Origin of the sequence: Deinococcus aerophilus (assembly GCF_014647075.1) — a bacterium.
Classification (GTDB): Bacteria; Deinococcota; Deinococci; order Deinococcales; family Deinococcaceae; genus Deinococcus; species Deinococcus aerophilus.
This window is the reverse complement of sequence record NZ_BMOM01000005.1, coordinates 45869-69405: the sequence shown is the minus strand read 5'-3', so window position 1 is coordinate 69405 and position 23537 is coordinate 45869. Positions and strand designations below refer to the sequence as shown.

Sequence of the window (23537 nt, the reverse complement as noted above, 5' to 3'; positions counted from 1 at the left end):
CTGTTGAGCTCGTGAGCACAGGGTTTAGCCTTTCTTTAATTAACCCCAACGTTCTGGGGGAAAACCTTAATTTGAGGGAGAGGGTAAAGATGTAGGGGTCGCCCATTTGAATCAGCCTCAGATTAAGTCGGCATCCGACGATCACTAGAAAGCATGTTTCTGATCCAAAAATTAATTTGAGGAACATGAATAATCCTTGATAAAAATAGAGTGTTCATTGACTCATGGATGAGCGGTCCATATACTCTCCTGCAGGGTTCTCATCCCAATTAGAAGACACTACAGACATCCTGAGGGAAATGATGATGCTTTAGAAGTTATAAGCATATTCTATTTCTTCTATATGTATCTGCGTTACATATGAGTGTCTGCCAATAATAGGCTGAGAAGACCCACGGGAGGCAATATGAAGAATGTAAACCTTGCGCTGTTGGCATTGACCGGTGTTCTTTCACTCGCTGCGTGCAGCACCAACTCGACTCCCCCAGTGACCACTCCTGGCACCACCATCTCGGAAAGAACTTTGACCGTCAGGCTGGCGGGTGGGGTGAGCACCGCTCCAATCACCGTGACGACCAGTGATGGCGTTTCTACCACTTATACGGTCAGCGACGGACAGACGATCACCCTCCAGAACAAGATGTATACAGTTACTGCAGGTGCTGTGAACGGCTACACGGCCCCCACATCGCAGTCGGTCAACCTGACCAACGGCAACGCGACCGTGACGCTGAATTACACCAAGGCCACCTCCACGGATATGCCCTCGGGCGCCTTCTACGTGGATGGCGACGGCAAAATGGTGGCCATTACGCCCGAAGACCTCAAGCAGGCCGGCAGCCGCTTTGTGTTCTACGCCTGGCTGGAAAACAAGGATGGCGGCGTGACCCCCGCAACCCTGGGCAGCAGCCCGGCCCCGACCAGCGCTGAGCAGCAGGAAGTCGCGCCACTGGGCACCCAGAACCTGACGGCAGGCTACGTGGGTTACCGTGGCCCCAATGGTCAGGTGTACCCCGTAATCGGGGCCGCCGTCCGCTGGGACATCAATGAGTCCAAGGATGGCACGAACATCCGCATTGCCACCGCTGATGACGGCGCTGTGGCCTCTGGCGCGATCCGTCCCCAGGACGTGAACGACAACGCCATGAGCGCGACCACCTTTACCAACCGCGCCACGGGCAGCAACGCGCAGTTCCCCAGCAGCCCCGACTACCCCCTGAACAACGTCACGGGTGTCAATACCGCCGATACCGACGGCTTTACCTGGACGGCCCTGTGGGTGCCGAGCAGCGCTGCTGGGGTCGCCACGGTGACGGCGGTGGCGGAGGTCAACGGCACCGAGATCAATAAGGCCGTTCTGACCAAGCGTTTTGCTCCGAGTGCCAAACTGACCATCACCAAGGTAAGCGACCAGAGTGCCGGCCTGAATCAGGACCGCACCTTTACCATCACGGTCACCAACATTGGCAACGGTCCAGCCAACAACATCATGCTGAATGATCGTCTGCAGAGTGGAGCCGAAGCGGCCTACTCCATCACCGCGCCGGATGATGGCACCGTGACGCCTGTGGGAGACAGTGGATTTGACGCCACACCCTTCAACCTCGCCCCTGGCGAATCCCGCACGATCTCCTTCCCAGCACGCGCCAGCGCCACCGGCGTGTACTGCGATCTGGCAAGTGTCACGAGCTATGACAACGGCCCGTTTGGCACGGTTACCCCCGGTGACCTGCAGGACGATGCCTGCCTGACGGTGACGGCGCCGGAACTGACGATCATCAAGACCCTGGTCGACGCTCAGGGCAACATCCTGCCCAGCGGTACTGAAGTGGCTCCCAACCAAGAAGTGCGCGCCCGGATCACCGTGACGAACGGCGGCAGCGCTCCGGCAACCAATGTGGTGGTCACCGACGCCCTGACCAGCGGCCAAGCGGCCAACTACGCCATTCAGACGCCTCCCCAGGACGCGGCGCTCAACGGTGACGACGGATTCACGAGCACCCCGTTTGATCTGGCTCCCGGAGCGAGCAAAGTTTTCACCTTTGGAGCGTCGGCCACTGCAGACGGCACGTACTGCGATACAGGTTCTTTCTCGGCCATCAGCAACAATGGCCAGGAATTGGGCGGCACCAGCGATGACCAGTGCTTCGTGGTGACCTCCCCGTTGCTGACCATCGCCAAGACGAACTCGCAGATCTCCGGTCAGCCTGCCACCAACAGCCTCACCCCGGGCAGCAGCTACAGCAGCACCATCACGGTCACCAACACGGGAACGGCCGCTGCGACCGCCGTGGCTGTCTCGGACCTGCTGGGCCGCCTGACCAACGGCACCCAGTCGGTGAACTTCGGCAGCGGCAACTACGTGCTGAGCAATGGCGCGGGCGGCACCATCAGCAGCGGTGCACTGGCACGTTCCGCCAACGATGCCAACAGCATCGTGACCGCCCCAGCCACCCTGAGCATTCCTGCCGGCGCCACGCTGACACTGCAGCTCACCAGCAGCATTCCTGCGGGTGCACCGGTGGGCGAGTACTGTGATGTTGCCAGCTTCACGTCGGGCAATGCGGGCACTGGCAATGCGCAGGACTGCGTCACGGTTGTTAGCTTCATCTCTGAGCAGACCCAGATCACCGATCAGAGTGATCCTGTGCGTCCCGGCGGTACCACTGGTGTGATCAGCGCCGCCATTGTCGAGCCCTCCTCCAACGAAGGGGCCGTCAACAACGTGCTGATTTACAACTTCGGCACCACTGATCCGGTCCAGCAGACCCCTGGTATCTTCGACTTCGCCAACAGCGCGGTCTACTACGATCCGAGCCCGGTTCGCGATCCTCAGACCGGCGTGGTCACGAGTGACTACACCACGGCGAGCAGCCGCCAGCTGAGCAGCGGCAGCGAGTTCACGGTGGACAATGCCTCCGGTACCGGTCAGCAGACCATCACGCTGGATCCCACCTTCCGTATCGCTCCCGGCGGCGTCATCTTCGTCCGCACGGAGATCACGGCTCCGGTGGGCACTGCGCCCCGCCAGTACTTCACCACGTACCGCTGGAACAACGTGGCCGAGAGTGCGAGGACGACCCAGACCAACTTTAGCTCCGAGTCGACCACCGTCATCCCCTGAGCACAACAAACAATTCGTTGACCTGAACCGGGTCAGAAGCCCCCTCTTGGGAATGAAAGAGGGGGCTTCTGACCCGCCTGCACTTGACAGGTAGGACGGCCGCCGATCGCTCCTGCCCGTTCTGCTGTCTTTCTCGGGGTAAAAGATTGCTTATACTGGGTGCAACCCACAGGATTTCGGTACAGGTGGCCTGCCGTGGCCGCCGCCGCGTTTCTGCCCCCGGAGGTAAGGCATGCAAGGCAACATGATGGACGTTCAGCTGACGGTTCCCACCATTCTGGAGCGCATTCGCGCACAATTTGCCCAGCGCGAGGTGGTCAGCCTGCTGGCCGCAGGCCGCGACGAGGCCGGCAATCCGGTGCCCCACACGCACCGCACCACCTACGGCGAGGTGGCCGACCGGTCGCTGCGGCTGGGCAACGCCCTGATGGAACTGGGGCTGCAGAAGGGAGACCGGGTGGCAACGCTGGCCGTCAACTCGTTCCGGCACCTGGAGGCGTACCTGGGCGTGCCCAGCGCCGGGCTGGTGCTGCACACCGTCAACATCCGCCTGCACCCCGAGCAGGTCGCGTGGATCCTGAACGACGCCGGGGACCGCGTGCTGCTGATCGAGAACGTGTTTGCGGCCATGGTTCCGGCCATCAAGGCGGCGTGCCCGCAGCTGGAACACGTCATCGTGATGGGTCCGCTGCCCCAGGCGCTGCCCGGCGTGCAGGACTACGACACCTTCGTGATGGGTGCCGAGCCGCTGGCCCGTTACCCCCAGCTGGATGAGAACGACGCGGCGGCCATGTGCTACACCTCCGGCACCACCGGCAATCCCAAGGGCGTGGTGTACACCCACCGCTCTACCGTGCTGCACTCGCTGGCAAGCGCCCCCAAGGATGCACTGAACGTCGGTGAGGACGACAGCGTGCTGCCCATCGTCCCCATGTTCCACGTCAATGCCTGGGGGCTGCCGTACACCTGCGCCATGTACGGTGCCAAGCAGGTGTTCGCCGGGGTCTTCAGCGACGGCAGAAGCATCGCCCAGTTGCTGCAGGAGGAGGGTGTGACCATCACGGCGGGCGTGCCGACCATCTGGATGGGGCTGCTCGGGGAACTCGACCGTGCCAGAGAGGCCGGCGAGCCGTACCGCCTGCAGGGTCTGGAGCGCGTGATCGTGGGGGGCAGCGCCGCGCCCGAGGCCATGATCCGCGCGTTCCAGGAGCGCCACGACCTGACCATGTTGCAGGCCTGGGGCATGACCGAGACGCATCCGCTGGGCACCGCCAGCTCTGTGCCCTTCGGCGTGGACCCCACCAGTGACGAGGGCTACCGCCTGCGTGCCAAGCAGGGCCGCGCCGTGCCGCTGGTGTTCCTAGACATCGTGGATGAGGCGCACAACCGCCTGCCGCACGACGGCAAGACCATGGGGCGCCTGATCGCACGCGGGCCGTGGATCGCCAACAGCTACTACAAGGGAACAGGTCAGGACAACTTCTTCGAGCTTGACGGCGAGCTGTGGTTCGATACCGGCGACATCTCCACGCTGGACGAGCGCGGCTACATGCACATCCAGGACCGCAGCAAGGACCTGATCAAATCGGGCGGCGAGTGGATCAGCAGTGTGGATCTGGAAAACGCGATCATGGCCCACCCCGCCGTGTCGCAGTGCGCCGTGATTGCGATGGACGATCCCAAATGGGACGAGCGCCCGCTGGCCGTGGTGGTTCCGCGTCCCGGGCAGACGGTAAGCCATGAGGAACTGCTGGCGTTCCTCGAGCCCCGTTTCGCCAAGTGGTGGTTGCCCGACGCCACCGTCCTGACCGACAGCATTCCCATCGGCGCGACCGGCAAGTTCCTGAAGCGTGAACTGCGCGAGGAATACCGCGGCTTCACGGCGGGCGACTCACCCCAGCGCAGCGAGCAAACACAGTAACCGTGGTGTTCCCGGCCCTGGCCACGCTGCCGAAGCTGGCCGCGGCGGGAAGGTCGGCCCCCCTGCTGATTTTCCCGCCCGGTTCCAGCACACTGGCCGCATGAGGTCTCCAGCGCCCGACCGCTCCGCGCCCCCGCGTCCAGGTCCGCCCCGCTCGCCCCTCGCGCCGGGAAGGCCGCAGATTGGCCCGGCCCTGGGCATCACGGCCGTGCTGGTGGTCGGTGTCTGGGCGCAGGAACTCGTGGATCTGGTGGTGTTCGACGGCGACCTCGACTACTACGGCATCGAGCCGCGCAACCCCGGCACCTTCTGGCATGTGCTGACTGCGCCCTTTCTGCACGCCGATTTTGCCCATCTGATCGCCAACACCGTGCCCCTGGCCGTGCTCGGCTTCATGAGCGCGGTGCGGGGGGTGGGGCGTTTTCTGGCCGTCACGCTACTGATCGCGGTGGTGGGCGGCGGGCTGGTGTGGCTCTTTGCACGCGGCGACAGCGTTCATCTGGGGGCCAGCGAGCTGATCTTCGGTTACCTGGCCTACCTGCTGGGGGTGGGCTGGTGGGAGCGCACGCCCGCCGCCGTGGGTGTGGCGGTGGTCGCCTTTGTGCTGTACGGCGGCATTCTGTGGGGCGTGGTGCCGGGCAACCCGATGGTGTCGTGGGAGGCGCACCTGTTCGGTTTTCTGGCGGGGGTGCTGGCGGCCCTGTTGCTGCACGGGCGCCGCCCGGCCCGGCCGGTGGAGCGTGCGGGGTAGACCCGGTCCGGGGCCGTGGGCCACCTACCCCCCAAGCGTCACCAGGCCCCCCGGCGTCTCCAGCACCGCGCGCAGTTCGGCCTGCGGAGCCTCGTAGACCTCCACCTCGCCCATAAAGTTCAGGCTGTCCAGCACGGCGCGCAGGGCGTCGGGGTCAGGCGTGCCCAGATGCAGGCCGCCCAGGCGCACGCCCACGTCGCTCAGGCGGGTGGGCGGGGGCGGCGTGTGCCACAGGATGCGAGACGGAGCGACGCCGTGCATGGGCAGGCTGCCGTCCTGAGGCACGGTCAGCGCCCAGTGGTTCTCGCCGCGCGAAAGTTCCAGCACCTCTGTTCCCGGCTCCAGGCTCCCAGATTCCAGGCGGGGAACCGCCGCGACCCAGTGGATCAGGGCAGGACCGTCTTGCAACTTCGTGTGCATGGCCGGCGTGTCCAGCCCAAACCAGCGCGGACGCTGTGGGGCGGGCGCGTCCGGGTCCACGGCGATCACCTCCAGGTAGGCGGCGGCTGGGCCCAGCGACAGCAGCGCGTTGTGGGTGCCGAACAGGGCGTGCTGCCCGCCGTCCTGCAGCGGCACACCTAGGCGGCCTTCCAGCCACGCGCGGCCCTCGGGCAGGGTGCGGGCGGCGACCACCAGATGGTCCAGGGTGGCGCCCATCTCAGGCCCCCCGGGGGCGGCTCAGGGCAGCCAGATCATCCAGCACGATGGCCGCGGCCTTCTCGCCGCTTTCCATCGCGCCCTGGATGCCGCTCATGGAGGTGACCTCCGAGGCGAGCAGCACCCCCGGCATCCGCGTGGCGTGGCCCGGCAGTGTGGCCGCATAGCCGGGCGGCTGCGGGTACTGCGCGTGCGGAATGCGCTCGACGCCCAGCGTCTGCAGTCCGGCCACTGCTGCGCCGTACCACCGTTCCAGCTCTCCGCGCACGCGGGCGTCCAGCGCATCGTCGTCCAGCGCGGGCAGGCCGAGCACCGTCACCACCAGCAGGTGCTGGCCCGGCGGCACACGCTCCGGCAGAACGTGGCTGAGCCACTGGGCGTTGTTGATGAGGCCGCCGCCTTCCGCATTCAGCAGCAGCCGGGGCTGGGCATCCACCGTCTGCCCAGCCCCGTAGTACAGGTAGGTGCTGCCCAGGCTGCCGCGCGAGACGTCCTCGCCCAGCAGCCGCGCCGCCGCGGCCGGATCGGTGGCGACGATCACGTGGTGGGCGTCCAGTTCCCCGGCAGAGGTCTGCAGGGTGACGTGGGTTCCGTGCGGCCTGAGTGCGGTGACGCGCACCCCGGTCCGCACGTCCAGCCCGGCGGCCAGCTGGGCGGGCAGCGCGCCCATGCCCGCGCGCGGCAGGGCCGCGCCGCCGCTGATCAGCATCCGGAGGTAATAGCGGAACAGCCGCGCGGAGGTGTCCAGCTCCCGGCGCAGAAAGATGCCGCCGAAAAAGGGGCGGAAGAAGTTGGTCAGCGCCGCTTCGCTGAAGCCCTGGGCCCGCAGGTAGGCCTCGGTGGTCTGGTCGGGGCCGGTCAGGAGGGTATGGGGTGCGGGAAATAGCACCTCAGCGGCCAGCCGCGCCAGCCGCAGCTTGTCGCCCACGCCCAGCATGTCGGTGCTCAGGGTGCCCGGCAGCGCCGCCGGATCGCGCCGGGGATCGCCGAGGACGTCCTCCCGCCGGCCACGCCGCACCGCCGCCGAGGGAGGGATAGGAACCAGATCCAGGGCGGCCAGATCCAGATTGCGTTTTACCGCCGGGTAAGCCGGGAACAGCACCTGATACCCCGCGTCCAGCGTGAAGCCGTCCACCACGCGCGAGCGCACCCGCCCGCCAAGGTGACCGGTCGCCTCCAGCACCCGCACCCGCCGTCCAGCCCGGTGCAGCAGCCGCGCCGCCGTCAGCCCTGCCAGTCCCGCTCCCACCACCACCACGTCGTGCATGGGAACCAGGGTAAGGGATGGCCGGGGACGCGCGGCGTGGTGGCGCTTGGGGTGACCTGAAGACAGGCCACGCGCAACAGCCCCGGGAAGTGGCCGGGGCTGTTGGACTTTTTATTCTTTTGTATTCTGGCCTTCCAGGCTTCCTCAGTCCGTTGCAGACGACGCCGGATGCGGTGCCTCGCCCCGCACCTCCAGCGTATGGGTCGGGTGGCCCAGCAGTGGGCGCTCGGGCAGCAGCAGCGCCACCACGAAGGCCACGCCCACCAGCCCCGCCGAGACCAGAAACACCTCGTCAATGGCCCCCACCATCACGGTTTTCAGGGCCGCCGTGATCTGAGAGAGCAGTTCGGGCTGCCCCAGCTGTTGCAGCGCGCCGCCCAGCTGTGCGCTGGCCTCCGGGCTGGTGAGCATGTTGGGGCTGGCGATGGCGTCCTGTAACGGTGCGGGCAGGGTCCGGGCGGCGGCGGGCAACTGGGCGCCCAGTTTGGCCGCCAGTTGCGCGTTGACCAGCGCCCCGAACAGGCTGACCGCCAGCGTGCCACCAATCTGCTGAAAGAACTGGTTGCCGGCCGTGGCGCTGCCCAGTTTCTCGCGCGGGGCGGCGTTCTGCACTGCCAGGACAAGCTGGCTGTTGACCGGGCCCAGCCCCAGGCCCAACAGAACCATGGTGCCCACCGCCAGCCACATCGGGGTGGTCAGGCTCAGCGAGGATGCCAGGACCAGCGCAAGGGCGGCCATCAGCGCTCCGGTAACGATCAGCTGTTTGTAGCGGCCGGTGCGGCTCACGAACTGGCCCGCCAGGGTGCTGGTCAGGATCATGCCGCCCATCAGGGGGGCCAGGGCCAGTCCGCTGCCCGAGGCGCTGGAACCGCGCACGCCCTGCATGTACAGCGGCAGGTACAGAATCGCGGCGTACATTCCTGCACTGACCAGGAAGACGGCCAGCGAGGCGGTGGCGATGCCGCGGTCTTTCAGCAGGCCCAGATCCAGGATGGGCCGTGCCTGACGGCGGCTGTGCAGCGTGTAGCCCATGCCCAGGGTCGCCGCCCCCGCCAGCAGGCCCAGGATGGGCGCACTGCCCCAGGCATAGGTGCCGCCGCCCCAGGACACCGCCAACGTGAGGGTGGTGACTGCTCCTGCCAGCAACACGGCGCCCAGCGCATCGAAGTTGCGGCCCGTTTCCCCGCTCAGGCTGGGTCTGGGGAGCCGGAAGAAGCGCCAGATGAAGTACGCCGCGAGCAGCGCAAAGGGCAGGTTCACGAAAAAGACGCTGCGCCAGCCCAGGTGGTCGGTCAGAAAACCGCCGACCAGCGGCCCCACCACGGAGCTGACGCCCCACACCGCGCCGGTGTAGCCCTGGTAGCGCCCGCGTTCGATGGGCGTGAACAGGTCGGCGATGGCCGTGAAGCTCATCGCCATCAGCATGCCGCCGCCCACCCCCTGCAGGGCACGCAGCATGATCAGCTGCTCCATGGTCTGCACGAAGCCCAGGCCCACGCTGCCCAGTGCGAACACCGCTATGCCCAGCAGGATCAGCGGGCGGCGGCCCAGGCGGTCACTGATGGTGCCCACGATGGGAATCGTGACGGTGGTGGCCAGCGAGTACGCGGTAAAGGCCCAGGCGTACAGGTGAAAGCCGCCCAGGTCGCTGATGACGCGCGGCATGGCGCTGCCCACCACCGTCAGGTTCAGGCTGGACAGAAACAGCACGGTCAGGATGCCGGTAAAGGCCAGGATCTTCTGGCGTTCGTTCAGGGCAGGAGCGTTCATGTGCCCACCTCCTGATGGGGGGTCTTTTGCGGCGCGTTCATGGCCTCGTGAAGTTCGCCGACCGCCTGCAGGGCCGCCGCCACGCGTTCCGGTGGCAGGTGGCCGAAGTGAGAGGTCACGATCTGTTTGCCGGTGGCGCGGGTGCGGGCGCGCAGGGCCTCGCCCTGGGGCGTCATCTGAAGCCGGAAACGGCGCAGGTCGGCCGGATCGCTGACGCGCTGCACCAGCCCGGCCTCCACCAGCTTGGACACGATGCGCGTCACGGTGGGGGCGGGCAGGCTCTGGCGGGCGGCGACGCTGCCGGGCGTCTGGGCGCCGTCCATGATGGACGCGAGCACCAGCACCTCCTTGGTGTTCAGTCCCAGCGCGGTTTCCAGCGGTTCGTCCAGCGCCTGCCGAAAGCGCCGCGACAGCCGCAGCGTCAGGCGCACGAGGTCATACAGCGCGTCGGTCTGGGCCTCGGTGGGGGAGGGAGAGGAGGTATTCATTCCATCTGGAAGTATTTCAGATGGAAGGGGGTGCAACAAGAGACGGGTGTGCCTGTTGGGGGAACACCTCTCGGAAAATCGCCTGGGGGCCGGCGGGCCGCGCTCAGGGGGAGAGAATCCGCAGCCCCGCGACCCCGTCCAGCTGCTCGGTCAGCCAGGCGCCGCGCCTCAGGTGGGCGTCCAGCACGCCGGGCAGCCAAGGCAGGCAGTCTTCGGGCAGGGTACCGGGGGCAAACCAGCCGATCTCAGAGGTCTTGTCCAGCGGCGCCGGCTCCCCGGTCCAGCGCCGGCTCAGGAACAGAACATCGCTGCCCTGTAGGCCCCCTTGGTCGTAGCGGGACACACCCAGTGCGGTCAGCGAGGAGGCCTCTACGGTGATGCCGACCTCCTCGCGCGCCTCGCGGACGGCAGCCTCGCGCAGGCCCTCGCCCCGCTCCACACGTCCGCCCGGCAGCCCCCAGATTCCGTCGGCGTGGGCGGTGCCGTCGCGCCGGCCCAGCAGCACGCGCCCGCCTTCGTCCTGCACGACCAGCCACGCGATCAGGTAAAAGGTGGACATGGAGCAGTCTAGCCGCGCGGCAGGCGGGCCCAGTCCGGCGGCGGGTCGCTGCCCTCGTCCTTGAGCGCAATGCCGCTGAGTTCCCGGCGCAGCGCCTGACCGATCAGCTGGCGCAGCCGCCACGCCGCCGTCCGCGCGTCCAGCCCCGCCGGGCGGATGTTGGACACACAGTTGCGGGCCGAATCCGGGGTATGCGGCTGCGGCCCGAAGGTCAGGTACGCGCCCAGGCTGTCGGGACTGCTCAGACCGGGACGCTCGCCGATCAGCACCAGGACCAGCCGTGCGCCCAGTGCCAGGGCCACCGGGTCACCCAGCGCCACCCGCGCCTGCCGGGCGAGCACGACCGGCCCGACGCTGAAACCCGCGCTGCGCAGTTCGGGCAGCAGGAGGGAGAGCAGCGGTCCCACATGCGTCCCTGCCCCCGCCGAGAGGCCGTCCGCCACGACGATCACGATGTCGGAGGGGGGTTCGGTCCGCGTTTCTTCCAGCGCCGCAACACCGTCCGGGGCCAGGGTCCGGCCCAGGTCCGGGCGGCGCAGGTACTCGGCGCGGTCTGCGGCGCGGCTGTGGACCTGAACAACAGCCTCTCCGGCGTCCCTCAGGGCTCCGGCCAGCGGCCCGAAATCGGCCGCCACCTGCACAGCGTCGCGCGCCGCCGCGTGCGCCGCGTTCAGGGCGAGCAGCTCGCGCGTGGGCAGCGAGGTTCCGGCACGGCCCAGCGCGATGCGGGCGTCGGTGAACTCGCGCAGAAAGGTCCAAGGAGTCAGGTCGGGGGCGTCCGGACGGTCGGCCATCAGCTCAGCTCGGCCGTGTTCATCAGACCGCGCAGCTGTGCCCGCTCCGGCAACGTCAGCGCTCCGCCCTGGCTCAGGCCCACCGTCTCCAGCCACGCGGCGAACTCGGGAGCGGGCGAGCGGTCAAACAGCCGGCGCAGGTACCACGCATCGTGGAAGGAGGTGGACTGGTAATTCAGCATGATGTCGTCTCCGCCCGGTACGCCCATGATGAAGGTCACGCCCGCCGCGCCCAGCAGGGTGAGCAGCGCGTCCATGTCGTCTCCATCGGCATCGGCGTGGTTGGTGTAGCAGACGTCGCAGCCCATGGGCAGGCCCAGCAATTTGCCGCAGAAGTGGTCTTCCAAGCCCGCGCGGATGATCTGCTTGCCGCCCATCAGGTACTCGGGGCCGATAAAGCCGACCACCGTGTTGACGAGCAGCGGCCGGTAGCGCCGCGCCACCGCGTAGGCGCGGGCTTCCAGCGTGCCCTGGTCCACGCCGTGGTGGGCACCGGCCGACAGGGCGCTGCCCTGGCCCGTCTCGAAATACATCACGTTGTCCCCGAAGCCCCCGGACAGGTCGGCGCCGCGCCGCAGGTCCATCGCCGCCGCGTGGGCCTCGTCCAGCAGCGCCAGATCGATGCCGAAGCCCGCGTTGGCGGCCTGCGTGCCCGCCACGCTCTGAAACACCAGATCCACCGGAGCGCCGCGCTCCATGGCCTGCAGGGTGTTGGTTACATGCGTGAGCACACAGCTCTGGGTGGGCACGCCGGTGCTCCGGCGGAAGTCGTCGAGCAGGCGCAGCAGGCCCACACAACTCTCCACGCTGTCCAGCGCCGGATTGATGCCGATCACGGCGTCGCCGCAGCCGAACATCAGCCCGTCCAGGGTGCTCGCCAGGATGCCGCGCGGGTCGTCGGTGGGGTGGTTGGGCTGCAGGCGCGTGCTGAAGCGGCCCCGCAGCCCCAACGTGGTGCGAAAGCGCGTGACCACCTCCACCTTCGACGCGGCGAGCACCAGGTCCTGCACCCGCATCAGCTTGCCCACGGCGGCCACCATCTCGGGCGTCAGGCCGGGGGCCAGCGCCGCGAGGCTCTGTGGAGTGGCGTGGTCGCCCAGCAGCCAGTCGCGGAATTCGCCCACGCTCAGCCCGGACACGGGAGCCAAGGCCGCCGCATCGTGGCTGTCCACGATCAGGCGGGTTACCTCGTCGGTCTCGTAGGGAACAAGCGGGTCTTCCAGAAACACGGTCAGCGGCAGGTCGGCCAGGACTTGGCGCGCGGCTTCCCGTTCCGCGGCGCTGCCCGCGGCCAGCCCGGCCAGCTCGTCCCCGGATTTGGGCGGACTGGCACAGCCCATGACGGCGCGCAGATCGGGAAAACTGAAATGTCGGTGGCCCAGCGTCAGGTGGTACGTCCGGACCTCCGGCGTGCAGAAGCGTGCATTCACCAGTGTAAGGGCGGTGCGGGCCGGGGGGTCAAGGGCGGCGCCAGCTGGCCGGGGCGCCCTACGCCTGGCGGCTCCGCCCGGAGGCGATCCCGCTCACGCCCACCAGAACGGTGCAGACGAGCAGAAAGATCAGTGGGGCGTGCCAGTCTCCGGTCCAGTCGTGCAGCGCTCCGAAGACGAAGGGACCGGCCGCCGCCACGACGTAGCCGAAGCCCTGGGCCAGCGCCGAGAGCTGCGGTACCTGTGCCGGGTGGGCGGCGCGCACTGCGATGAACATCAGGGCCAGGGGAAAGGTGCTGCCGGCTCCGGCCCCCAGCAGCAGCATCCACGGCAGCGGGGTGGCGGGGGCGAGCAGCAGCCCGAGCACTCCCGCCGCGCCGAACAGCGCCGTGACGACCGCCAGCGGGACGAGCAGCCGGGGCCGCGCCGCCAGAATGGGCACCGCCAGCGTGAAGGGAAGCTGCACCACGTTCGCCAGCGCCAGCCACAGCCCTGCCTGCGCCGCGCCGAATCCGCTGTCCTGCAGCACCCGGGGCAGCCAGGTCAGCCACGTGAAGAACACCAGGGCCTGCAGCCCCATGAACAGTGTCACCGGCAGGGCGTAGGGATTGCGCCACACGGAGGGGCCCCCGGTGTTCAGGGCGCGGGCATGGGTCTGGCGCCCGCGCACCGCGGGCCACCACGCCAGCGTGCCGACCACGGCCAGCCCGGTCCACACCGCCACCGAGGAGCGCCACCCCCCCCCGAAGGCGGTCTGCAGCGGCACCGCCAGTCCCGAGGCCAGGGTCGCGCCGCCCACCACCGCCAGCGTATACAGCCCGGTCATGGGGCCGACCCGCTGGGGGTAGTCGCGCCGGATCAGGCTGGGCAACAGCACGTTGTTCAGGGCGATGCCCGCGCCGACGAGCACCGTGCCCCCCAGGATCACCGGCAGCGTGGCCCCGACCCGCAGCACGCTGCCGGCAGCGATCAGGGCCGTGGCGCACAGGATGATGGTCTCGTTGCTGTAGCGGCGGCTGAGCAGCGGAGCCAGCGGGGCGAGCACCCCCCAGCACAGCAGCGGCAGCGTGCTCAGCAGGCTCAGGGTGGCTGCGCTGACCCGGAATTCGTCCTGAACCTCTCCCAGCAACGGCCCAAAGCCGGCGATGGCCGGACGCAGGTTCAGGGCCACAAGCACCAGTCCCAGAATCAGCAGTGGAGCGGCGGTGGGCCGGCGTGGTCGCGGGGCGCTCTGGGCTTCAGGAAGGCTCACCCATCCACGCTACTGCGGCCACCCACCCGCCGGGCTGGTTGTTCTGATCCGCCGGACACCCGCGAAACGGGCGCGCGGCACGCTTCTGCGGCCGCCGGCTTTGCTATCCTGCGGCCGCGTCACCGGGGGTGCCTGCTTACGGGCGGGCTGAGAGATACCCCAACGAACCTGATCCGGGTCATACCGGCGGAGGGAGCGTGACCGGCAACCCGGAAGCCGTGCTTCCAGCGTTGCCCCCGCTTCCCCTCGTGACGCGAGGGGGCTTTTTTATGCGTAGATCCGTAGTTTTCATGGCATTTCTTCTGACCGGGCTGGCGGGGGCCCAGACCACCCTGACCGTGATCACCCACGACTCCTTCGACGTGGACAAGAAACTGGTGGCCGGCTTCGAGGCGGCCAACAACGCCCGGGTGCGCTTTGTGAAGGGCGGCGACGCCGGGGAACTCCTGAACCGCCTGATTCTGACCCGCCGCGCCCCGGTCGCCGACGTGGTGTACGGCCTGGACAACAGCCTGCTGGCCCGCGCCCGCAGCGCCGACCTGCTGTTGCCGTACAAATCGCCCGCCCTGGCCGGGGTGCCGGCCACTTACCGTTTGGACGACGCGGGCCTGCTGAACACGGTGGACTACGGCCACGTCGCGCTCAACTACGACCGCGCGTGGTTTCAGAAAGCGGGCCTGGCCCTGCCCAGAACGCTCGACGACCTGAAATCCCCCACCTACGCCCGGTTGACCGTGGTGGAAAGTCCGGCCACGAGCAGCCCCGGCCTGGCCTTCTTGCTTGCCACCGTGAACCATTACGGCGAGGCGGACGCCTGGAGCTGGTGGAAGACGGCCCGGCAGAACGGCCTGAAGGTCACGCGCGGCTGGAACGACGCGTATTACAAGGAGTTCTCCCGCAACGGAGGCCGCTACCCCATCGTGCTGTCGTATGCCAGCAGCCCGGCGGCCGAGGTCTACTACGCCGACGGCTACGATCCGAAAAAGCTGCCCGCCCAGGCCCCCACCGCCAACCTGTTCCTGCCGGGCAGCACGTGGCTGCAACTCGAAGGCGTGGGCATTCTGAAGGGAACCAAACAGCCCGTCCTGGCCCGCAAGTTCGTGGATTTCATGCTGGGCCGGGACGTGCAGGCCGACATCCCCACACGCATGTGGATCTATCCCGCCGTGGGCGGCACGCCGCTGGACGCGGTGTTCAAGTTCGCGGCCCAGCCGGAGCTGTCTCCGGTCAAGCCCGGCCTGAGTGCCAACCCCCAGCGGCTGGTGGACGCCTGGGTAACGAACGTGTTGCGGGCGCGCTAAGCACCCTCCCCACCGATCTTGCCGAACCTCTCTCCACACGGGGAGAGGTCTTTCTTCTGGCTTCCGCCGTGACTCTGGCTTCCCCCGTGACAGGGCGTCCTGGCCCCGCGCTCAGAGGTGGGTGGTCAGGTCAGCGGTCGGCCGGAAGGCCCTGGCGTTTGGTGGGGACCCGCAGGGTGATGTACAGAATGCCCACCAGACCGGCCGCCACCCAGCCCACCTGACCCACCAGCACGGGAATGCGCCCCAGGCTGAGGGCCACGGCGGCCACGATGCACGCGCAGGCGATCCACTTGGCGCGCAGCGGCATTCCCTGTCCGGTGCGGTAATCCCGCACCAGACCGCCGACCACGGGCCGCGACAGCAGCCACGCTTCCCAGCGCGGATCGCCCCGCGAAAAGCAGGCGGCGGCGAGCACGAACCACACCGTTCCCGGAAAGCCCGGCAGGATCAGGCCCACCACCCCCATGCCGCACAGCACAACCCCCAGCGCCACCCACAGCGGTTTGACGGGACGGGAGGGGGGCGGCGGGGTCACGGGGTCCAGGGTAATGCACACTGACCCCGAACACGGAGAACACAGAGACGGCCCGCCCTCCGGGTCCTTTATAAGAGCAGAACACCATCCTCGTCGGCATGAACGGTATCGCCGGGCCGCACGGTCACGCCCGCGAAGGTCAGCGGCACGTCGCGCTCGCCGTCCTGGGCCTTGCCGCTGCGCCGGGGGTGGGCAGCGAGCGCCCGGATGCCGATGGGCATGGTGGCAATCTGCGCCGTGTCGCGCACACAGCCGTAGACGATGATGCCGGCCCAGCCGTTTTGCACGCCCAGCCCCGCCAGCTGGTCGCCCACCAGGGCGCAGCTCAGGCTGCCGCCGCCGTCCACCACGAGCACGCGGCCCTCTCCGGGTGTTTCCAGGGTGGAGCGCACCAGGGCGTTGTTCTCAAAGACCCGCAGGGTCACGGCGGGCCCAGAAAACCGCGCCCGTCCTCCGAAGTCGCGGAAGACGGGCGCGAAGACCTGGGCCTGGGGATGCGCGTCGCTGAGGTCGCTGGTGGGCGTGAAGTGGAGGGCGCTCATGCCCCATTGAACAGGCTGGGCCGCCCGGCGGGGGGTTACTGGTCCGGGGACGGTGCGTGCGGCAGGGGGCTGGCCGCGTGCGTCTGGGCGTCGTGGATGCGCCCGGCGTGCCCGCTGAGAAAGCTGCCGTCGTAGCCGCGCCGCCACGCCATCAGTTCGGCGAGGATGCTCAGGGCCACCTCCTCGGGAGCCTCGGCGCCCAGACGCAGGCCCACCGGCGCGCGCAGGCGGCCCAGTTCGGCGGCGCTGAAGGTCACGCCGCCGGCCACCAGTTCTTCCAGCAGGCCCTGGGCGCGGCTCAGCGGTCCCAGCACGCCCACGTAGGCGGCCCCGGACTTCAGCGCGTGGTGCAGGCAGGTGCGGTCGCGGTCCAGGTGGTGGTTCATGATCATGAGGTGCGCCCGCGCGGGCGGCGTGAAGCGGTCCAGTTCCTCGGGGGCGAGGTCGTGCAGTGTCGCCCCCGGAAAGCGTCCCGGCGTGAGGTAGGCGGCGCGCGGATCAATCACGTGAACCTCGTAACCCAGGTCGTGCGCGCCCCGGGCCAGCGGCAGGGCGTCGTGCCCGGCGCCGTACAGGACGAGCACGGGCGGGGGCGTGTTCACGTCGATAAAGACCGGCGTTCCATCGGGCGCGGTCACGGTCACGGCGCGCGGCTCCAGGCTGGTCAGCCGCTCGCGGGCGACCGTTACGGCAAACTCCTGAAGCGCGGCGGGGGAGAGCCCGCCCGTTACCGCTCCGCCGGGTGGGATGAACATCCGGCCCTCTCCGGTCAGCGGCACGGCCAGGGCAGCCGGTTCGCCGCCGCGCAGCGCCGAGAGCCACGCCGCCGTGACCGGGTCTTGCGGGTTCACCCGCTCCACGCGCACGTCCACGCTGCCGCCGCAGCCGATGCCCAGGCCCCAGGTGGCGTCCTCCGAGAGGTCGTAGTGGGTCACGGTGGGCGTGCCGGTGCGGATGACCTCCAGCGCGACCTCCACCACCTCGGCCTCCAGGCAGCCGCCCGAGAGCATGCACACCTGCGCGCCGTCGTCCAGGACCAGCATGCGGGTGCCCTCGCGGCGGTAGGCGCTGCCCTGCACGCCCACCACGGTGGCGAAGGCGGCGCGCTGCCCCCGGTCCAGGGCCGCGTTCAGGGCCGTGAGCAGCGCGCGCGTCTCGGCGGCGTTCATGGGGCCCCTGCCGGCCGTCCGGCCCGCCACGCGCTCAGCAGCGGCAGCAGCGCAACGGCGGCGCAGACGTGCGCGAGCAGCGGAAAGCCGGCGCGGGCGATCACAAAGCCGCCGGCCAGCGTGCCCACGCCCGCCGCCACATACCCCAGGCCATCGGTCACGCCCTGCGCCGCCGGAAAGCGGGTCAGGGACTTGCTGCCGCTCACGAAGGCCAGGTTCCACCCCAGACCCAGCAGAAACATGCTGATGCCCAGCGCCGCCGTGCCGGGCAGCGGAGCGCTCAGGGCCGCCGCCGCGAGCAGTGCGGCCCCGCCCACATAACCCACGCGCACGCCCAGCCGGTCAATCAGCGGGCCGGTCAGCCAGCCGAAGCCGAACATGCCCAGCACGTGTCCGCTGATCAGCGCGGCGATGCCCGTGTGGTCTATGCCCATGTGGTGCGCCCGCAGCGGCGTGAGGCTCATCAGCGTGACCATCAGGCCCTGGGCGGTCGCGAGCGCCAGCGCGGTGCTGCGCACGCCGGGAATCTGGAAGGTCTGGGCAAAGCTCAGACTTCGGCGCACGGTGGCTTTGGCCGCCACGGGATCACGCAGCGGGGTCCAGACCAGCATCAGCAGCGCGGCCACCCCCAGCAGTCCGCCGCCGACCAGCCAGCCGACGACCTCGGGTGTGGTGCCCAGGGTCACGGCCAGCCGCTCGATGGGCCGGGAGGCCCCGGTCATCAGGAACGAGCCCAGCACGCTCATCAGCATCAGGGCGCCCAGGGCCGTGCCCCGGCGCGCCTCGGGCACGCTCTCGGCGACCGCGTAGCGGGCCTGCTGGTAGCCGCCCTGCGCCGCGCCCATCATGCACGCCCCCAGCAGAAACACGGACGTCAGGCCCGTCTTTCCACCCACAAAGCCCAGCACCGCGCCCAGTGCCCCCAGCGAGAAGGCCAGCCCCAGCCCCAGCCGGCGTCCCGAGCGCAGCATCAGTGCCCCGAAGGCCCCGGCCGATACCGCTGCCGACGCGCTGATCAGCGTGCTGGGCAACCCGGAGAGGCTCTCGCGGCCCAGGCTGCCCATGATGATGCTGGCGAGCACGGTGCTGACCGTGGTCGCCCCGGTGGCGAGCGCCTGCGCCGAGTACAGCGGCAATAGCCGCCCCGGCTCCAGCCGGGGGGCGGCGGCGGGAGCCGGGGCGGCCTCACTCATGGCTCATGTGAAAGGGAACGGACGTCGGGGACCGGGCCGCCCACCAAAGCACACCTCCAGACGCCGGGGGAAATCTTCACCCCTCGCCCTGCGCCTGCCAGCGCTGGGTGACCGCTTCGCGCAGGTAACCGGCGGCGTCCTCGGTGCTCGCTCCCGGCGTGAATACCCGGCCCACACCCAGTTCCTCGAGCTGGGGCAGGTCCTGATCGGGAATGATGCCGCCGCCGAACACGATGATGTCCTGCGCTCCCTTGTCCTTGAGCAGCGCCATCACCTCGCGGAAGTAGTGCATGTGCGCGCCCGACAGCACGCTCAGGCCGATGGCGTCCACGTCCTCCTGCACGGCGGCGTTCACGATCATCTCGGCGGTCTGACGCAGCCCGGTGTACACCACTTCCATGCCTGCGTCGCGCAGTGCCCGCGCCACCACCTTCGCGCCCCGGTCGTGTCCATCCATTCCGGGTTTGGCGATCAGGACCCTGATCCGACGGTCTTCCATAGCCATTCTTCCTCCTAACGAGCGTTTGGCTGCATTCTACCCACTGGCCAGCCCTGCTGTCCGGGACTGGCCGTGCAGCGGGGCCACGGAACAGGTGCCGTTCCGCAATTCCGGCCCTCAGCCGGCGGCCCGCGATACCCGCGCCACCACCCGGTCCCGGCCCAGCGCTTCAAGCATCTGTGGCAGGTCGGGACTTTCCAGCGTTCCGGCAACGGCGGCGCGCACCGGGGGCATCACCTTGCCCAGCTTCAGGCCCTTTTCCTCGGCAAAGGCGTGGAACATCGCGCTCAGGCCCGCGGCGTCGAAGGTGGGGAGGTTCTTGAGGCGGTCGGCGAGTTCGGGCAGCAGGTCCCGGGCGCCGTCCATGGCCTTCTGCGCCTTCTCGTTCACCGGGTAGTCCTCGGACCAGAAGTAGGGGGTTTTGTCCAGAAATTCGCTGAAGACCTCGATGCGCGGAATCATCAGTCGGGTCACGGCGCGGAAGTACCCGTCCAGCGGAAGTTCGGATTTGTGGGCCTGCAGGAAGTCATGCAGCTTCCGGACCACCTCTTCCTCACTCAGCACCTCGCGCAGGTACTTGCCGTTGTACCAGCGCAGCTTGTCCTGATCGAAGACCGGACCGCCCAGCGTGACGTCCTCCAGCCGGAAGACCCGCTGGAACTCGGCCAGATCGAAGATCTCCTGCCCGTCCGGATGGGTCCAGCCCATGGTTGCCAGGAAGTTCAGCATGGCCTCGGGCAGGTAGCCCTGGTTCATGTACCACTCGACGCTGGTGGGGTTCTTGCGCTTGCTGATCTTGGATTTGTCGGCGTTGCGCAGCAGCGGCATGTGGGCAAAGACCGGCTCCGGCCAGCCAAAAGCGCGGTACAGCAGCACGTGAATGGGCGTGCTGGTAATCCATTCCTCGGCGCGCACCACATGGGTCACCCCCATCAGGCGGTCGTCCACCACGTTGGCGAGGTGGTAGGTGGGATACCCGTCGGCCTTGAGCAGCACCTTGTCGTCGATCTCGGCGTTCTGGAAATGAATCGGGTCGCGCAGCCGGTCATGCACGACCGTCTCGCCCTCGCGCGGCACCTTCAGGCGCACCACGGCGGCCTCTCCGGCCTCCACGCGCCGCCGCGCCTCTGCCGGGTCCAGATCGCGGCTGGGCACGGCGATCACGCCGCCGCCCGCTTGCGCCCGCTCGCGCAGCGCGCTGAGTTCCTCGGCCGTCTCGAAGGCGTAGTAGGCGTGGCCGCTCTCCACGAGTTGCCGGGCGTACTCGCCGTACAGGTCAAAGCGTTCGCTCTGGCGGTACGGGCCGTTCTCTCCGCCCTGCAGGGGCGATTCGTCGGGGGTCAGGTTCAGCCACTGCATCATCTGAAAGATGCGTTTCTCGCTGTCGGGCACGTAGCGGTTGCGGTCGGTGTCCTCGATGCGCAGGATGAACCTGCCGCCGCCCTGCCGCGCGAGCACGAGGTTGAACAGGCCGATATAGGCGGTTCCCACGTGGGGGTCGCCGGTGGGGCTGGGAGCAATCCGGGTCACGGTAGACATGGGGCACAGGATATGGGGAAGCCGGATGGGCAAGTCGTGTGGCGGCGCCCCAGGGCAGCCGGCCACGGTGCCCACCCCGTATGCTGCCGCCATGTTGAGCGAAGTAAGCACGCAGTTCTTCGGGTACTACCCCGGCACCGTGGCGCTGGTCACCGCCGAACACGCCGGGGTGCGCAACGTGATGGCGGCGGGCTGGCATACAGCCCTGAGCGCCCAGCCACCGCTGTACGGCGTGCTGATCGGACGGGAACGGGCGACCCACCCGCTGGTGGTGGGTTCGGGCACCTTTGGCATCAACTTTCTGCCCGCCGCGCAGGCCCGCGCGGTGCAGGGCACGGGCGCACTGTCCCTGCACGACCGGCCGCCCGGAGAGGCAGACAAGTTTGCCCGCCTGGGCCTGGACACCCTGCCGGACGCCCCGCTCGCCGTGGCGGGTGCCTACCTGCATTACCTGTGCCGGGTCACCCAGACCGTTCCCACCGGGGACCATGATCTGTTCGTGGGCGAGGTGCTGGAGGTGCGGCACGATCCCGAGGCCTATGACCGTCAGCGGCTGTTTACCGGTGAGGCCGCCGTGTACCTGGGCCGCAGTTCCTATGTCACGACCACGCAGGACCGGGCGCAGTTTCCTCCCGAGGACTACCGCTGGCCTGCCGCCGTGGGCACGCCCCCCCGCTCCGGGGTCTGAGGGAACTCAGCGGAAAAGGTCGGCGGTGTCCTGAAGCATGCGGGCCACCCCGGCGGCGGTGTGCTCCAGCGTGTGGTGGGCCAGCACGTGCTGGCGGCCAGCTTCGCCCAGAACGCGGGTACGCTCTGGATGCCGCGCCAGGGCGTTCAGGGCCAGGGCGAGCAGGGCCGGACGCGGCGGCACCAGCAGGCCGCCCCGCCCGTCCTGAATCAGCTCGGCCTGCGCAGGAATGGGCGTGGTGACCACCGGCAGCGCCGAGGCCATGGCCTCCAGCGTGACCAGCGACTGGTTCTCGGACCGGGTGGGCTGCAGCAGCGCGTCCGCCGCGCGGTACAGCTCGGGCATGTCCCAGCGGCGGCCCAGAAAGCGCACGTTGTTCAGCTGCAGCGTCTGGGCCAGGCGCCGCGCGAGCGTGCCCGTCCCGGAGTCCATATCGCCGACAAACACGAAGTCCAGCTTCCGGGCGTGCCGTGCGGCGAGGACCGCCGCCAGCTGGTTCTTTTCAGGAGCGAAGCGGCCCGGCACGAGCGCCGTAAAGCGGTCAAAGCCCAGTTCCGAGCGCAGGCGCAGGCGCTCCTCAGCGGTCGCCGGATGAAAACGCTGGGGGTCCACACCGTTGCGCAGCCCCACCACCTCACCTCCGCCCAGCCGCTGCAAAAAGTCGCGGGCCCAGTCCGACACCGTGACGATCCGCTCGGCATTGCGTTGCGGATGGGCCTTGGTGTAGCGGTAGATCTCGCGGTACAGGGCGCGCAAACCCAGGGGGTAGTGGTAATCCGGCTGGTCATGGACGATGACCACGCGCGGCGCAGCCAGGGCGGGCAGCAGCTTCGTGTACGTGCCTGGAGACCACGCCTGCACCACGCGCACGTCAAAGCCCGCGGTCTGAGCGGGCAACGTGCTGGGATGCGTGAACCGGTTCACGACCACGCCCGCCGCGGTCAGTCGGGCCGCCATTTCGTTCAGCGCCTCCGCATTCGGGAGGAAGACGCTGGACTGGATTCCGTAATGGGCCAGCCGGGGCAGCACTTCCAGCAGCCAGACCTCGCTGCCCGCCACACGCGGCGCGTCGGTCAGGAAAGCGGCCCTCAGCATGAACCGCGCCTGGATTCAACAGTCATTCGTTCCTGAGTGGTTCAGATGGCTGGAAGCGGGCATAGAGCCCTATTCTACCGCCTCGCCGCGTTGCAGCTTCACGGCCCGCACCAGATTCTGGTACATCAGGGCGCTGGTCAGCGGACCCACGCCGCCGGGCACCGGAGTCTGGGCGCGCACAGGCAGCCCCGCCTGGGCGTCGCCCACCACGGTGCCGTCCGCCTGAACATTGATCCCGGCGTCAATCACCACGTGATGGGCCTGGAGGTGTCCGGCATGCAGCAGTCCGGTGTGGCCCACGGCGACCACCACGGCGTCCTGGGGGGCAAGGGCCCCGGTCAGGTCACGGGTATGTTCGTTGCACAGCGTGACGGTCACGCCCCGGTTGTTCAGCATGAAGGTCAGCGGGCGGCCCACCGTGCGGCCCGGTCCGATCACCGCCACCCGCCGGCCACGCAGGTCGTCGCCCAGCGCGCGCCGCAGCAGAAAGCGCACGCTGCGTGGCGTGGGGGGCAGCAGGGCCTCGGTCTCCCGGCCTGCGGCGATCAGGGCAAGGTTGGCGGGCGTCAGCCCCTCGACGTCCTTGCGCGGGGCCACGCACAGCAGCGCCGCGTCTGCGTCCAGGCCGGCGGCCAGCGGCAGCTCCAGCACGACGCCGTGTACCGCCTCGTCCTGTGAGAGTTCCCGCAGGGCCGCTTCCAGCTGTTCCTGCGAGGTGGTGGCCCCCAGGTCCCGCACGCTGAAGTCCACGCCCAGCCGCCGCGCCCGCCGCGCCTTGCTGTCCACGTAGACCCGGGAGGCGTCGTCGTCGGAGGCCAGCACGCTGACGAGATGGGGCCGGAAGGGAGGCTCCATGCCGCTCCACTGTGTGAGCGCTTCGCGCACCCCCTGAAGCACCCCGTCGGCCAGGGGTTTGCCCAGCAGCGGCGAACCGGCGGAGGGGTGGGCGTCGGACATCGC

Annotated in this window: 21 protein-coding genes and 1 riboswitch; of the genes, 5 read left to right on the top strand and 16 right to left on the bottom strand. The window is 68.7% G+C overall.

Annotated features, from left to right (window positions below; genetic code table 11):
• Nucleotides 1-547 precede the first annotated feature (547 nt).
• The 3 genes from IEY21_RS04755 to IEY21_RS04745 all read left to right on the top strand — a co-directional run bounded on the left by IEY21_RS04755 (nt 548) and on the right by IEY21_RS04745 (nt 5796).
• Nucleotides 548-3124: a DUF11 domain-containing protein gene (locus tag IEY21_RS04755; protein WP_229752889.1), complete on the top strand. Its 2577-nt coding sequence runs from the start codon at nt 548-550 to the stop codon at nt 3122-3124.
• A 232-nt stretch (nt 3125-3356) separates the two neighbouring features.
• Nucleotides 3357-5045, top strand: a complete 1689-nt coding sequence (locus IEY21_RS04750) for a long-chain fatty acid--CoA ligase (RefSeq protein ID WP_188901905.1) — start codon at nt 3357-3359, stop codon at nt 5043-5045.
• 100 nt (nt 5046-5145) lie between these two features.
• Nucleotides 5146-5796 (top strand): rhomboid family intramembrane serine protease, encoded by a 651-nt coding sequence (locus IEY21_RS04745; RefSeq protein WP_188901903.1) that lies wholly within the window; start codon nt 5146-5148, stop codon nt 5794-5796.
• 24 nt (nt 5797-5820) lie between these two features.
• On the opposite strand, the gene IEY21_RS04740 is transcribed toward IEY21_RS04745, so the two are convergent.
• From IEY21_RS04740 to IEY21_RS04705, 8 genes are all read right to left on the bottom strand, one after another.
• Nucleotides 5821-6453 carry a VOC family protein gene (locus tag IEY21_RS04740; protein ID WP_188901901.1) on the bottom strand — a complete coding sequence of 211 codons (633 nt, stop codon included), beginning with the start codon at nt 6451-6453 and terminating at the stop codon, nt 5821-5823.
• A gap of 1 nt (nt 6454) precedes the next feature.
• Nucleotides 6455-7720, bottom strand: coding sequence for an NAD(P)/FAD-dependent oxidoreductase (locus IEY21_RS04735; RefSeq protein WP_188901899.1), 1266 nt, complete (start codon nt 7718-7720; stop codon nt 6455-6457).
• A gap of 144 nt (nt 7721-7864) precedes the next feature.
• The gene (locus IEY21_RS04730; RefSeq protein WP_188901897.1) at nt 7865-9490 is read right to left on the bottom strand and encodes an MDR family MFS transporter; all 1626 of its coding nucleotides are present in this window, start codon (nt 9488-9490) and stop codon (nt 7865-7867) included.
• Complete coding sequence (locus IEY21_RS04725; protein ID WP_188901895.1) at nt 9487-9978, bottom strand: MarR family winged helix-turn-helix transcriptional regulator; 492 nt, start codon at nt 9976-9978, stop codon at nt 9487-9489. The genes IEY21_RS04730 and IEY21_RS04725 overlap by 4 nt, the downstream gene beginning before the upstream one ends.
• 103 nt (nt 9979-10081) lie before the next feature.
• Nucleotides 10082-10537: an NUDIX domain-containing protein gene (locus IEY21_RS04720; protein ID WP_188901893.1), complete on the bottom strand. Its 456-nt coding sequence runs from the start codon at nt 10535-10537 to the stop codon at nt 10082-10084.
• Nucleotides 10538-10545: 8 nt separating this feature from the next.
• Nucleotides 10546-11331, bottom strand: coding sequence for an ethanolamine ammonia-lyase subunit EutC (gene eutC, locus IEY21_RS04715; protein ID WP_188901891.1), 786 nt, complete (start codon nt 11329-11331; stop codon nt 10546-10548).
• Nucleotides 11331-12761: an ethanolamine ammonia-lyase subunit EutB gene (locus IEY21_RS04710; RefSeq protein ID WP_229752887.1), complete on the bottom strand. Its 1431-nt coding sequence runs from the start codon at nt 12759-12761 to the stop codon at nt 11331-11333. The genes eutC and IEY21_RS04710 overlap by 1 nt, the downstream gene beginning before the upstream one ends.
• A 58-nt stretch (nt 12762-12819) precedes the next feature.
• Nucleotides 12820-14013, bottom strand: coding sequence for a CynX/NimT family MFS transporter (locus IEY21_RS04705; protein WP_188901889.1), 1194 nt, complete (start codon nt 14011-14013; stop codon nt 12820-12822).
• Nucleotides 14014-14127: 114 nt separating this feature from the next.
• Nucleotides 14128-14226: riboswitch (TPP riboswitch) on the top strand.
• A 77-nt stretch (nt 14227-14303) separates the two neighbouring features.
• On the opposite strand from IEY21_RS04705, the gene IEY21_RS04700 reads away from it, so the two are divergent.
• Nucleotides 14304-15314 carry a thiamine ABC transporter substrate-binding protein gene (locus tag IEY21_RS04700; RefSeq protein WP_229752885.1) on the top strand — a complete coding sequence of 337 codons (1011 nt, stop codon included), beginning with the start codon at nt 14304-14306 and terminating at the stop codon, nt 15312-15314.
• Nucleotides 15315-15444: 130 nt separating this feature from the next.
• Here IEY21_RS04700 and IEY21_RS04695 read toward each other — a convergent pair whose 3' ends face one another.
• The 6 genes from IEY21_RS04695 to gltX all read right to left on the bottom strand — a co-directional run bounded on the left by IEY21_RS04695 (nt 15445) and on the right by gltX (nt 20794).
• On the bottom strand, nt 15445-15852 hold the full coding sequence (locus IEY21_RS04695) for a YbaN family protein (protein WP_229752884.1): 408 nt from the start codon (nt 15850-15852) through the stop codon (nt 15445-15447).
• A gap of 68 nt (nt 15853-15920) precedes the next feature.
• Nucleotides 15921-16394, bottom strand: coding sequence for a ribonuclease E activity regulator RraA (gene rraA, locus IEY21_RS04690; RefSeq protein WP_188901885.1), 474 nt, complete (start codon nt 16392-16394; stop codon nt 15921-15923).
• A gap of 35 nt (nt 16395-16429) precedes the next feature.
• Nucleotides 16430-17563, bottom strand: coding sequence for an XdhC family protein (locus tag IEY21_RS04685; RefSeq protein WP_188901883.1), 1134 nt, complete (start codon nt 17561-17563; stop codon nt 16430-16432).
• Entirely contained in the window at nt 17560-18756 is a 1197-nt protein-coding gene (locus IEY21_RS04680; protein WP_188901881.1) for an MFS transporter, read from the bottom strand. The genes IEY21_RS04685 and IEY21_RS04680 overlap by 4 nt, the downstream gene beginning before the upstream one ends.
• Nucleotides 18757-18832: 76 nt before the next feature.
• Nucleotides 18833-19255 (bottom strand): cobalamin B12-binding domain-containing protein, encoded by a 423-nt coding sequence (locus IEY21_RS04675; protein ID WP_188901879.1) that lies wholly within the window; start codon nt 19253-19255, stop codon nt 18833-18835.
• Between the two features lie 117 nt (nt 19256-19372).
• Complete coding sequence (gene gltX / locus IEY21_RS04670; protein WP_188901877.1) at nt 19373-20794, bottom strand: glutamate--tRNA ligase; 1422 nt, start codon at nt 20792-20794, stop codon at nt 19373-19375.
• 91 nt (nt 20795-20885) lie between these two features.
• Here gltX and IEY21_RS04665 point away from each other — a divergent pair, with 91 nt between their 5' ends.
• Nucleotides 20886-21482, top strand: a complete 597-nt coding sequence (locus IEY21_RS04665) for a flavin reductase family protein (RefSeq protein WP_188901875.1) — start codon at nt 20886-20888, stop codon at nt 21480-21482.
• Nucleotides 21483-21488: 6 nt separating this feature from the next.
• Here IEY21_RS04665 and IEY21_RS04660 read toward each other — a convergent pair whose 3' ends face one another.
• Both IEY21_RS04660 and IEY21_RS04655 read right to left on the bottom strand, forming a co-directional pair.
• Nucleotides 21489-22577 carry a glycosyltransferase family 4 protein gene (locus tag IEY21_RS04660; RefSeq protein WP_188901873.1) on the bottom strand — a complete coding sequence of 363 codons (1089 nt, stop codon included), beginning with the start codon at nt 22575-22577 and terminating at the stop codon, nt 21489-21491.
• Between the two features lie 69 nt (nt 22578-22646).
• Complete coding sequence (locus IEY21_RS04655; RefSeq protein WP_188901871.1) at nt 22647-23534, bottom strand: bifunctional 5,10-methylenetetrahydrofolate dehydrogenase/5,10-methenyltetrahydrofolate cyclohydrolase; 888 nt, start codon at nt 23532-23534, stop codon at nt 22647-22649.
• Nucleotides 23535-23537 lie beyond the last annotated feature (3 nt).

Coding starts and splice junctions, on each gene's coding strand:
- IEY21_RS04750 (WP_188901905.1), top strand. CDS start 3,357: ATGCAAGGCAACATGATGGACGTTCAGCTGACGGTTCCCACCATTCTG.
- IEY21_RS04745 (WP_188901903.1), top strand. CDS start 5,146: ATGAGGTCTCCAGCGCCCGACCGCTCCGCGCCCCCGCGTCCAGGTCCG.
- IEY21_RS04740 (WP_188901901.1), bottom strand. CDS start 6,453: ATGGGCGCCACCCTGGACCATCTGGTGGTCGCCGCCCGCACCCTGCCC.
- IEY21_RS04735 (WP_188901899.1), bottom strand. CDS start 7,720: ATGCACGACGTGGTGGTGGTGGGAGCGGGACTGGCAGGGCTGACGGCG.
- IEY21_RS04730 (WP_188901897.1), bottom strand. CDS start 9,490: ATGAACGCTCCTGCCCTGAACGAACGCCAGAAGATCCTGGCCTTTACC.
- IEY21_RS04725 (WP_188901895.1), bottom strand. CDS start 9,978: ATGAATACCTCCTCTCCCTCCCCCACCGAGGCCCAGACCGACGCGCTG.
- IEY21_RS04720 (WP_188901893.1), bottom strand. CDS start 10,537: ATGTCCACCTTTTACCTGATCGCGTGGCTGGTCGTGCAGGACGAAGGC.
- eutC (WP_188901891.1), bottom strand. CDS start 11,331: ATGGCCGACCGTCCGGACGCCCCCGACCTGACTCCTTGGACCTTTCTG.
- IEY21_RS04700 (WP_229752885.1), top strand. CDS start 14,304: ATGGCATTTCTTCTGACCGGGCTGGCGGGGGCCCAGACCACCCTGACC.
- rraA (WP_188901885.1), bottom strand. CDS start 16,394: ATGAGCGCCCTCCACTTCACGCCCACCAGCGACCTCAGCGACGCGCAT.
- IEY21_RS04685 (WP_188901883.1), bottom strand. CDS start 17,563: ATGAACGCCGCCGAGACGCGCGCGCTGCTCACGGCCCTGAACGCGGCC.
- IEY21_RS04680 (WP_188901881.1), bottom strand. CDS start 18,756: ATGAGTGAGGCCGCCCCGGCTCCCGCCGCCGCCCCCCGGCTGGAGCCG.
- IEY21_RS04675 (WP_188901879.1), bottom strand. CDS start 19,255: ATGGAAGACCGTCGGATCAGGGTCCTGATCGCCAAACCCGGAATGGAT.
- gltX (WP_188901877.1), bottom strand. CDS start 20,794: ATGTCTACCGTGACCCGGATTGCTCCCAGCCCCACCGGCGACCCCCAC.
- IEY21_RS04665 (WP_188901875.1), top strand. CDS start 20,886: ATGTTGAGCGAAGTAAGCACGCAGTTCTTCGGGTACTACCCCGGCACC.
- IEY21_RS04660 (WP_188901873.1), bottom strand. CDS start 22,577: ATGCTGAGGGCCGCTTTCCTGACCGACGCGCCGCGTGTGGCGGGCAGC.
- IEY21_RS04655 (WP_188901871.1), bottom strand. CDS start 23,534: ATGTCCGACGCCCACCCCTCCGCCGGTTCGCCGCTGCTGGGCAAACCC.